A 10,649-nucleotide genomic window follows, 5' to 3' on the forward strand; every position below is an offset into this window, starting at 1 on the left:
CGACATGACCCAAGTAAACCTCGGCACTGCCAACGAATTCATCGCCCGTCACATCGGCCCGCGCGCCGGTGACGAGCAAGCCATGCTCAACAGCCTCGGCTTCGACTCGCTCGAAGCGCTGAGCGCCAGCGTCATCCCGGAAAGCATCAAGGGCACCAGCGTGCTCGGCCTGGACGACGGTCTGAGCGAAGCCGATGCACTGGCGATGATCAAATCCATCGCCGGCAAAAACCAGCTGTTCAAGACCTACATCGGCCAGGGCTACTACAACTGCCACACGCCGTCGCCGATCCTGCGCAACCTGTTGGAAAACCCGGCCTGGTACACCGCTTACACCCCGTACCAGCCGGAAATTTCCCAGGGCCGTCTCGAAGCGCTGCTGAACTTCCAGACCCTGATCAGCGACCTCACCGGCCTGCCGATCGCCAACGCCTCGTTGCTCGACGAAGCCACCGCCGCTGCCGAAGCCATGACCTTCTGCAAACGCCTGAGCAAGAACAAGGGCAGCCACCAGTTCTTCGCCTCGATCCACAGCCACCCGCAAACCCTCGACGTGCTGCGCACCCGTGCCGAGCCGCTGGGCATCGACGTGGTGGTCGGCGATGAGCGTGAACTGAGTGACGTCACGCCGTTCTTCGGCGCACTGCTGCAATACCCGGCGAGCAACGGCGATGTGTTCGACTACCGTGAACTGACCGAGCGCTTCCACGCCGCCAACGCGCTGGTGGCCGTGGCTGCCGACCTGCTGGCCCTGACCCTGCTGACCGCCCCGGGCGAGTTCGGCGCCGACGTGGCCATCGGTTCCGCGCAACGCTTCGGCGTGCCGCTGGGCTTCGGTGGCCCGCACGCGGCTTACTTCTCCACCAAGGATGCATTCAAGCGCGACATGCCGGGCCGTCTGGTCGGTGTTTCGGTTGACCGTTTCGGCAAGCCGGCCCTGCGTCTGGCGATGCAGACCCGCGAGCAACATATCCGCCGCGAGAAGGCCACCTCGAACATCTGCACCGCACAAGTGCTGCTGGCCAACATCGCCAGCATGTACGCCGTGTACCATGGCCCGAAAGGCCTGACCCGGATCGCCAACCGCGTGCATCACCTGACCGCGATCCTGGCCAAGGGCCTGAGCGCACTGGGCCGGACCGTCGAGCAGACCAGCTTCTTCGATACCCTGACCCTCGCCACCGGCGCACACACCGCCGCGCTGCACGACAAGGCGCATGCTGCACAGATCAACCTGCGGGTGATCGACGCTCAGCGTCTGGGCCTGTCGGTGGACGAAACCACCACTCAGGCTGACATCGAATCCCTGTGGGGCTTGTTCGCCGACGGCAAAACCCTGCCGGACTTCGCTGCGCTGGCCGCGTCGGTACAAAGCACCATCCCGGCGGCGCTGGTACGTCAGTCGCCGATCCTCAGCCACCCGGTATTCAACCGTTATCACTCGGAAACCGAGCTGATGCGCTACCTGCGCAAACTGGCGGACAAGGACCTGGCCCTGGATCGCACCATGATCCCGCTGGGCTCGTGCACCATGAAACTCAACGCCGCCAGCGAAATGATCCCGGTGACCTGGGCTGAATTCGGCGCCCTGCACCCGTTCGCCCCGGCCGCACAAAGCGCCGGCTACCAGCAACTGACCGATGAACTGGAAGCGATGCTCTGCGCCGCCACCGGTTACGACGCGATCTCGCTGCAACCGAACGCCGGTTCGCAAGGTGAATACGCTGGCCTGCTGGCGATTCGCGCTTACCACCAGAGCCGTGGCGACGAGCGCCGCGATATCTGCCTGATCCCGTCGTCGGCCCACGGCACCAACCCGGCCACCGCCAACATGGCCGGCATGCGCGTGGTGGTGACCGCGTGCGATGCTCGCGGCAACGTCGACATCGAAGACCTGCGCGCCAAAGCCATCGAGCACCGCGAACACCTCGCTGCGCTGATGATCACCTACCCGTCGACTCACGGCGTGTTCGAAGAAGGCATCCGCGAAATCTGCGGGATCATTCACGACAACGGCGGCCAGGTGTACATCGACGGCGCCAACATGAACGCGATGGTTGGCCTCTGCGCGCCGGGCAAGTTCGGCGGCGACGTGTCGCACCTGAACCTGCACAAAACCTTCTGCATCCCGCACGGCGGTGGCGGCCCCGGCGTCGGCCCGATTGGCGTCAAGTCGCACCTGACCCCGTTCCTGCCGGGTCACGGCCAGATGGAGCGCAAGGAAGGCGCGGTCTGCGCAGCGCCGTTCGGCAGCGCGAGCATTCTGCCGATCACCTGGATGTACATTCGGATGATGGGTGGCGCCGGTCTGAAGCGTGCTTCGCAACTGGCGATCCTCAATGCCAACTACATTTCCCGTCGTCTGGAAGAGCACTACCCGGTGCTGTACACCGGCAGCAACGGTCTGGTGGCGCACGAATGCATCCTCGATCTGCGTCCGCTGAAAGACAGCAGCGGCATCAGCGTCGATGACGTCGCCAAGCGCCTTATCGACTTCGGCTTCCACGCCCCGACCATGTCGTTCCCGGTCGCCGGCACGCTGATGATCGAGCCGACCGAAAGCGAATCCAAAGAAGAACTGGACCGCTTCTGCGACGCCATGATCCGCATCCGCGAGGAAATCCGCGCGGTGGAAAACGGCACGCTGGACAAGGACGACAACCCGCTGAAAAACGCTCCGCACACCGCGGCGGAGCTGGTTGGCGAGTGGACCCATCCGTACAGCCGCGAGCAGGCGGTATACCCGGTGGCGTCGTTGGTCGAAGGCAAATACTGGCCGCCGGTCGGTCGCGTCGACAACGTGTTCGGCGACCGCAACCTGGTCTGCGCCTGCCCGTCGATCGAAAGCTACGCTTAAACGGATGCGGGATCAGTTATCGCTGATCCCGCAAACACCGCAGATCCCCTGTAGGAGTGAGCCTGCTCGCGATAGCGGTGTATAAGTCGACATTACTGTTATCTGACACACCGCTATCGCGAGCAGGCTCACTCCTACAAGGGAATGCGGTCAGCCGCAAAAATCCGCCAATTCCTATAACAAGAAACCGGAGAACCACTCATGTCGTTAAGCGTGTTCGACCTGTTCAAGATTGGCATCGGCCCTTCCAGCTCCCACACCGTCGGCCCGATGCGTGCCGCTGCGCGCTTCGCCGAAGGCCTGCGCCGCGACGATCTGTTGTCGGCCACCAGCACCGTCAAAGTCGAGCTGTACGGCTCGCTCGGCGCCACCGGCAAGGGTCACGGCAGCGACAAAGCCGTGCTGCTTGGCCTTGAGGGCGAACACCCGGACACCGTTGACACCGAAACCGTCGCCGCGCGCCTGCAGGAAATTCGCGGCAATGGCCGGCTGAATCTGCTCGGTGAACACAGCATTGCGTTCAACGAAAAAGAACACCTGGCGATGATTCGCAAACCGCTGGCCTTTCACCCCAACGGCATGATCTTTCGCGCCTTCGATGCGGCGGGCATTCAGATCCGCAGTCGCGAGTACTACTCGGTCGGCGGTGGTTTCGTCGTTGATGAAGATGCCGCCGGCGCTGACCGCATCGTTGAAGACGCCACCCCGCTGACCTTCCCGTTCAAAAGTGCCAAGGATTTGCTCGGTCATTGCGCCACCTATGGTCTGTCGATCAGCCAGGTGATGCTGACCAACGAAAGCGCCTGGCGCCCGGAGGCGGAAACCCGCGCCGGTCTGCTGAAAATCTGGCAAGTGATGCAGGACTGCGTCGCCGCTGGCTGTCGCAACGAAGGCATTCTGCCGGGTGGGCTGAAGGTCAAACGCCGGGCGGCAGCGCTGCATCGGCAACTGTGCAAGAACCCGGAATCGGCGCTGCGCGATCCGCTGTCGGTGCTCGACTGGGTCAACCTGTACGCCCTCGCCGTCAACGAAGAAAACGCCAACGGCGGCCGCGTGGTCACCGCGCCCACCAACGGCGCGGCGGGCATCATCCCGGCAGTGCTGCATTACTACATGCGGTTTATCCCGGGTGCCAACGATGACGGCGTGGTGCGTTTTCTGCTGACTGCCGCCGCCATCGGCATTCTGTACAAGGAAAACGCCTCGATCTCCGGCGCCGAAGTCGGCTGCCAGGGCGAGGTCGGCGTGGCCTGCTCAATGGCCGCCGGTGCCCTGTGCGAAGTGCTCGGCGGCAGCGTGCAGCAAGTGGAAAACGCCGCGGAAATCGGCATGGAACACAACCTCGGCCTGACCTGCGACCCGATTGGCGGGCTGGTGCAGGTGCCGTGCATCGAGCGCAACGCCATGGGCTCGGTGAAAGCGATCAACGCGGTGCGCATGGCCATGCGCGGCGACGGGCAACACTTCGTCTCGCTCGACAAGGTCATCCGCACCATGCGCCAGACCGGCGCCGACATGAAAAGCAAATACAAAGAGACCGCCCGTGGCGGTCTGGCAGTCAACATCATCGAATGCTAATTAGCCCCCTCTCCCTCCGGGAGAGGGTTGGTGTGAATCAAGGAGTTCCGCATGTCCACCGAACAACTGTCGAAAACCCCGCTGCACGCTCTGCACCTCGAACTCGGCGCCCGCATGGTGCCGTTCGCCGGCTATGACATGCCGGTGCAATACCCGCTGGGCGTGATGAAGGAACACCAGCACACCCGCGAGCAGGCCGGGCTGTTCGATGTCTCGCACATGGGCCAGATCCGCCTGACCGGCGCCAATGCCGCCAAGGCCCTGGAAACCCTGGTACCGGTGGACATCATCGACCTGCCGGTGGGCATGCAGCGCTATGCGATGTTCACCAATGACAGCGGCGGCATTCTCGACGATTTGATGGTCGCCAATCTGGGCAACGACGAACTGTTCCTGGTGGTCAACGCCGCGTGCAAGGAGCAGGATCTGGCGCATCTGCAACGACACACCGGCGACCAGTGCACCATTACGGAGCTGTTCGAAGCGCGCGCGCTGCTGGCGTTGCAAGGTCCGGCTGCGGTCACCGTGCTGGCGCGACTTGCACCAGAAGTGGCGAAGATGACGTTCATGCAGTTCAACCGTGTGCAACTGCTGGGCGTGGATTGCTTCGTCAGCCGCTCGGGTTACACCGGTGAAGACGGTTTCGAAATCTCAGTGCCCGCCGCCGATGCGGAAAAACTCGCCCGTGCCCTGCTGGCCGAACCGGAAGTCCAGGCCATCGGCCTCGGCGCCCGCGATTCGCTGCGCCTGGAAGCCGGCCTGTGCCTGTATGGCCACGATATGAACACCGAGACCACCCCGATCGAAGCCAGCCTGTTGTGGGCAATCTCCAAGCCACGCCGTGCCGACGGCGCGCGGGCCGGTGGTTTCCCGGGTGCGGAACAGGTATTTGCCCAGCAACAGAACGGTGTCGCGCGCAAACGCGTCGGCCTGCTGCCACAGGAGCGTACGCCAGTGCGTGAAGGCGCAGAAATCGTCAACGAAGCCGGCGAAATCATCGGCAGCGTGTGCAGCGGCGGCTTCGGTCCGACCTTGGGTGGCCCGTTGGCGATGGGTTACCTCGACAGCGCTTATGTCACCCTCGATACACCTGTGTGGGCCATCGTTCGTGGGAAAAAGGTGCAAATGCTTGTAAGCAAAATGCCATTTGTTCCACAACGCTACTATCGTGGTTGATTGACTGTTTCTATAAGTAACGCGGTTGCGTTATACGTGCACTAATGTGTAACGCAATCGCCACAAAAAAGTGCATTTTCTAACATCTGATTCGAATATGAACTTTGCTTATAACGATTGAAAACAACTGAACAAGCCAATCGTCTAAGCCGCACTAGCAGACTGACTAACTGCCAGCAGGGGCAGGAAAACCGGGGCCTTCGCGGGGCTTGTTTTTTCTCCCGTAGTTGGCGTAGAGTTTGTTCACTGTGTTTGCATGGGTCAGCTTGGAATCGTGACCTGGGCAGTAGCCTACAAAGTTAGCTACATCCCGCTCGACGTCTTCTTACTCTCCTGCAACCAGCCCCAGTACTCTTTCATGAGAAAGAGACTGTCATCAATTTATGCGTCAAAGGATATAAGAAATGTCGACACGTCAGAGCGGTACCGTCAAGTGGTTTAACGACGAGAAAGGTTTTGGTTTTATCACTCCAGAAAGCGGTCCGGATCTGTTCGTGCATTTCCGCGCCATTCAGGGCAACGGCTTCAAGAGCCTGAAAGAAGGCCAGAAAGTGACCTTCGTTGCTGTGCAAGGCCAGAAAGGCATGCAGGCTGATGAAGTACAAGCAGAAGCCTAATCTTCTGTAACGAAAAAGCCCCTGATATTGATATCAGGGGCTTTTTTGTGCGCGCGAATCCGTAAAATGGCGCTTCATTTCGTGCCCAGAGGCTGCCATGTCGAAAAACCTGCTCACTCCCCAGGGCGACTTTCCTGCCGTTGGCCTCGGCAGGCGCCTGGCCGCGATGTTCTATGACTTCCTGTTGTGCACCGCCCTGCTGATCGTCACCGGATTCATCTACAAGTTGATTCAGGCAGCGATCATCGGTGAAGAGCGCCTGCGCGTGCTGACCGACGCCGGGAAAATGGATGGCGATCCACTGTATTCCACGGTACTGCTGTTGGTGCTGTTTGCGTTCTTCGCCAAGTTCTGGACTCACGGCGGGCAGACACTGGGTATGCAGGTGTGGGGGATTCGCGTGCAGAACGCCGATGGCAGCGCGATCAGCCTGTGGCAGGCGCTGCTGCGCTTCATGGTGTCGATCGCTTCTTGGCTGTGCGCAGGGCTTGGATTCTTCTGGTCGCTGTACGACAAGCAGAAGCGCACCTGGCACGACATCTATTCCGATACCCGCGTGGTGCGGATTCCGAAAAACAGCAAATAAATTCCAGACGCCAGATACCAATGTGGGAGCGGGCTTGCTCGCGAAGGCGGTGTGTCAGTCGATGCAAATGGTGACTGATACACCGCCTTCGCGAGCAAGCCCGCTCCCACAGGTGTTTTTGTCTGGCAGAAAAAGCTTAGGCGTTACCGGCCAGCTTCATCCGTGCCGCCTGAGTAAAGTCCAGCATGCGCTTCAACGGGCGGATCGCCTGCGGAATCAACGCCGGATCGACAAAGATCTCGTTCGTCCCCTCCTTCAGGCTCTTGAGCGTGCGTTCAAGGGTATTCATGGCCATCCACGGGCAATGTGCGCAACTGCGGCACGCTGCGCCGTTACCGGCGGTTGGCGCCTCGATGAAGACCTTGTCCGGGCACAACTGCTGCATCTTGTAGAAGATGCCGCGGTCGGTGGCGACGATCAGAGTCTTGTTCGGCAGACTTTGCGCGGCAGCGATCAACTGACTGGTGGAACCGACGGCGTCCGCCAGCTCGATCACCGAGGTCGGCGACTCCGGGTGCACCAGAATCGCGGCGTCCGGGTACAGCGCTTTCATGTCTTCGAGCTGCTTGGACTTGAACTCTTCGTGGACGATGCACGCGCCGTCCCACAGCAGCATGTCGGCGCCGGTCTTGCGCTGAATGTAGGTACCCAGGTGCTTGTCCGGGCCCCAGATGATGGTCTCGCCGTTATCCATCAGGCTTTCGACGATCTCCAGCGCACAGCTCGACGTCACCACCCAGTCAGCCCGGGCTTTGACTGCGGCCGAAGTGTTGGCGTACACCACCACCGTGCGCTCCGGGTGCTGATCGCAGAACGCCGAGAACTCGTCCACCGGGCAACCCAGGTCCAGCGAGCAGGTCGCGTCCAGGGTCGGCATCAGCACGCGTTTTTCCGGGTTGAGGATCTTTGCAGTCTCGCCCATGAACTTCACCCCGGCGACCACCACGGTCTTGGCCGGATGGGCATTGCCGAAGCGCGCCATCTCTAGGGAGTCGGACACACAGCCGCCGGTTTCTTCAGCCAGGGCCTGAATCACCGGATCGCAATAGAAGTGGGCAACCAGCACCGCGTCCTGAGCCTTGAGCTCGGCGGCGATGGCGGAACGGTAGTAGGCCTCTTCCTCGGCAGTCAGCGGTTTGGGCTGTTTGGCATCGAGGTGGGCTTGAACCAGAAGGCGTTCGGAAATCTGCGTCATGTTCGCAAGACCTGCAGGCGCTTTCGCGCGAAAGTCGAGTATACACCCGGCTCCGGACCGCTTGAGGGTACCGCCGGGAGAGTGAGTTTTATCAGGCACGGACAGCGTTGAAGCTGCGCAAGGCTACAGAATATCCCGTTGATACAAAAGATGATTCTGACCTGTGTCAGCGCAGGCAACGATGAAAGGAGAGGCGCCCGAATCGCAGGCAAAAAAAAACCCGGAAATCCTCACTTTCGTGGGCCTTCCGGATTTTCTAAACCGCCAAATATGGTGGGTCGTGTGGGATTCGAACCTACGACCAATTGGTTAAAAGCCAACTGCTCTACCAACTGAGCTAACGACCCGCTGTGTGGTGGCGCGTATAATACTGATTTTTAAGGACTATTCAACACCTTTTTGAAAAAAATCAAAAATAAGGTGTTGGATCGCTTACACCGGCCGCTGCGAAGCCTTCTGCACGCAGGCGGCAGCTGTCGCATTTGCCGCACGCGCGGCCGTCATCGTCGGCCTGATAGCAGGAAACGGTCAGGCCGTAATCCACACCCAGCTTCACACCCGCCTGCACGATCTGCGCCTTGCTCAGGTTCTGCAGCGGCGCCTGAATGCGGAAACCGTTGCCTTCCACACCCGCCTTGGTCGCCAGGTTGGCCATGCGTTCGAACGACTCGATGAACTCCGGACGGCAATCCGGGTAACCGGAATAGTCCACCGCGTTGACGCCGATAAAGATGTCACGGGCGCCAAGCACTTCAGCCCAGCCCAGGGCCAGCGACAGGAACACCGTGTTGCGCGCCGGCACGTACGTCACCGGGATGCCCTCGCCCAGCTCTTCCGGGATGTCGATGCTGGTGTCGGTCAGCGCCGAGCCGCCCATGCCGTTGAGGTTCAGGCCGATCACCTTGTGCTCGACCACACCCAGATCGCGAGCGACGCGCGCGGCGGCATGCAGTTCGGCGTGGGAGCGCTGGCCGTAGTCGAAACTCATGGTGTAGCAGGCGTAGCCTTCAGCCCGGGCCATCGCCACGACCGTGGCCGAATCGAGGCCACCCGACAGCAGGATTACCGCACGTTTTTCATTAGTGTTGAGTTGTTCAGTCATATCAGCGCCCCGGCTCGTCATTCCATAGATATTTATGCAGCTGCAATTGCAGCCGCACTGGCAGGTTGTCTGCCACCACCCAGTCCGCCAGATCCCTGGCATTGAGGTCATGATGACTTGGGGAAAACAGCACTTCACCCGCACGTCGATCGAGACCGTACTGGATCAGCTTCGAGACCGCCCAGTCATAGTCATCCCGCGAGCAGATGACAAACTTCACCTGATCGTTGGGGGTCAGCAGTTCGATGTTTTCGTAGCGGTTGCGATGGGCTTCTTTGGAGTCCGGCGTCTTCAGATCGACAACGCGACTGACGCGCGGGTCAACCGCCGAGATATCCAGAGCGCCGCTGGTTTCCAGCGAGACCTCGTAACCGGCATCACACAACTGCTTGAGCAAAGGGATGGCGTTCGGCTGTGCCAGCGGCTCACCGCCAGTCACACAGACATAGCGCGGACGATATCCGGCCACTTGCTCGAGGATGTCGTCGAGGGTGCGGATCGTACCGCCGCTGAACGCATAGGCGCTGTCGCAGTATTGGCAACGTAATGGGCAACCAGTCAGGCGCACAAAAACAGTGGGCAGCCCGGCAGTCCGCGTTTCCCCCTGCAACGAGTAGAAAACTTCGGTGATTCTCAATGTGTCTTGCATAGTCGCCACGGGCGTAACAGCTAAACAGGCTGTCCGCCTCCGTCAGGCACTTCCGGCAACCCCGCCATCGCGTAGATCACCAGAAGCGTGTTTCAGAAAAAGGGCGTGAATTCTAACGAAAAAACCCGCGACAAGCGCGGGTTTCTTCCAAACGGGTCAAACACACTTACATGCGTTGCAGATCGCGTTGGGCCAACTGAGCAGCGGAGGTCCCCGGGTATTGGGAAACCACCTGTTGCAGAATGCCTTTGACCTTGTCGGTATGACCGAGGCGGCGCTCTACGTCAGCCAGCTTGTACAGCGAATCCGGCACTTTGTTGTGCTTGGGATAAAGCTGCGAAACCTTGGCAAAAGCCTGACCTGCACCTTGCAGATCGCCCTTGGCCAGGTTCACTTCGCCCAACCAGTACTGGGCATTGCCCGCGTATTGGCTGTTCGGGTATTTGCGCAGGAATGCCGAGAAAGCCTGGCTGGCCTTGTCGAAATCCTTGGCTTTGATCAGATCGAAAGCCGCATCGTAATACAGCTTTTCCTTGGCCGGATCACCCGGTTCGCTACTTGCAGCAGGGGCCTGGGCGGCAGCAGCCCCGGCGCCAGCGGCAGCACCGGCAGCAGCACTTGCGTCGCCACCGGCAGAAGAATTCTCAGGAGTCGCGGCAGGTGCAGCACCGGATCCTATGCGCCGATCAAGATCCTGGTATCGCTCCAGGGATTCCTGCTTCATGCGCGCAACCTGATTCTGCAGTTCTTCGATCACACCTTGCTGGCGCGATATCTGATCCTGCATCTGTTGCAGTTGGTTGAACAGCATGCCCTGTGCATATTAATGTGCCTAAGCCGATCCGTCTGAATTGGAGTCTTTGTTTAAGTTATCGTATGGCGTATAATT

8 protein-coding genes, 1 tRNA gene and 1 pseudogene are annotated in these 10,649 nt (G+C 60.4%); 5 read left to right on the forward strand and 5 right to left on the reverse strand.

The genetic code is table 11. The annotated features are described in order from the left end of the window. The first annotated feature begins 4 nt into the window (after positions 1-4). From gcvP to ACIOUG_RS19260, 5 genes are all read left to right on the forward strand, one after another. The gene (gene gcvP / locus ACIOUG_RS19240; RefSeq protein WP_401067780.1) at positions 5-2,857 is read left to right on the forward strand and encodes an aminomethyl-transferring glycine dehydrogenase; all 2,853 of its coding nucleotides are present in this window, start codon (positions 5-7) and stop codon (positions 2,855-2,857) included. Between the two features lie 201 nt (positions 2,858-3,058). Next, positions 3,059-4,435, forward strand: coding sequence for an L-serine ammonia-lyase (locus ACIOUG_RS19245; protein WP_401067783.1), 1,377 nt, complete (start codon positions 3,059-3,061; stop codon positions 4,433-4,435). A 51-nt stretch (positions 4,436-4,486) separates the two neighbouring features. Continuing rightward, positions 4,487-5,611 (forward strand): glycine cleavage system aminomethyltransferase GcvT, encoded by a 1,125-nt coding sequence (gcvT, locus tag ACIOUG_RS19250; protein ID WP_401067786.1) that lies wholly within the window; start codon positions 4,487-4,489, stop codon positions 5,609-5,611. Positions 5,612-6,015: 404 nt separating this feature from the next. After that, positions 6,016-6,228, forward strand: coding sequence for a cold-shock protein (locus tag ACIOUG_RS19255; RefSeq protein ID WP_003227496.1), 213 nt, complete (start codon positions 6,016-6,018; stop codon positions 6,226-6,228). 97 nt (positions 6,229-6,325) lie between these two features. Further along, positions 6,326-6,814, forward strand: a complete 489-nt coding sequence (locus ACIOUG_RS19260; RefSeq protein ID WP_401067789.1) for an RDD family protein — start codon at positions 6,326-6,328, stop codon at positions 6,812-6,814. 136 nt (positions 6,815-6,950) lie between these two features. On the opposite strand, the gene nadA is transcribed toward ACIOUG_RS19260, so the two are convergent. The 5 genes and pseudogenes from nadA to ybgF all read right to left on the reverse strand — a co-directional run. After that, the gene (gene nadA, locus ACIOUG_RS19265) at positions 6,951-8,009 is read right to left on the reverse strand and encodes a quinolinate synthase NadA (RefSeq protein ID WP_003227499.1); all 1,059 of its coding nucleotides are present in this window, start codon (positions 8,007-8,009) and stop codon (positions 6,951-6,953) included. Positions 8,010-8,280: 271 nt separating this feature from the next. Continuing rightward, positions 8,281-8,356, reverse strand: a tRNA-Lys gene (locus tag ACIOUG_RS19270). Between the two features lie 62 nt (positions 8,357-8,418). After that, positions 8,419-9,111: a 7-cyano-7-deazaguanine synthase QueC gene (gene queC / locus ACIOUG_RS19275; RefSeq protein WP_131671159.1), complete on the reverse strand. Its 693-nt coding sequence runs from the start codon at positions 9,109-9,111 to the stop codon at positions 8,419-8,421. Position 9,112: 1 nt separating this feature from the next. After that, a complete protein-coding gene (gene queE / locus ACIOUG_RS19280; protein ID WP_202368850.1) occupies positions 9,113-9,760 on the reverse strand; it encodes a 7-carboxy-7-deazaguanine synthase QueE in 648 nt (215 codons plus the stop codon). Positions 9,761-9,926: 166 nt separating this feature from the next. Continuing rightward, positions 9,927-10,577, reverse strand: a pseudogene (gene ybgF, locus ACIOUG_RS19285) (tol-pal system protein YbgF); the annotation flags it as partial. Positions 10,578-10,649 lie beyond the last annotated feature (72 nt).

This window comes from Pseudomonas sp. NPDC087803 (assembly GCF_044742995.1).
Classification (GTDB): domain Bacteria; phylum Pseudomonadota; class Gammaproteobacteria; order Pseudomonadales; family Pseudomonadaceae; genus Aquipseudomonas.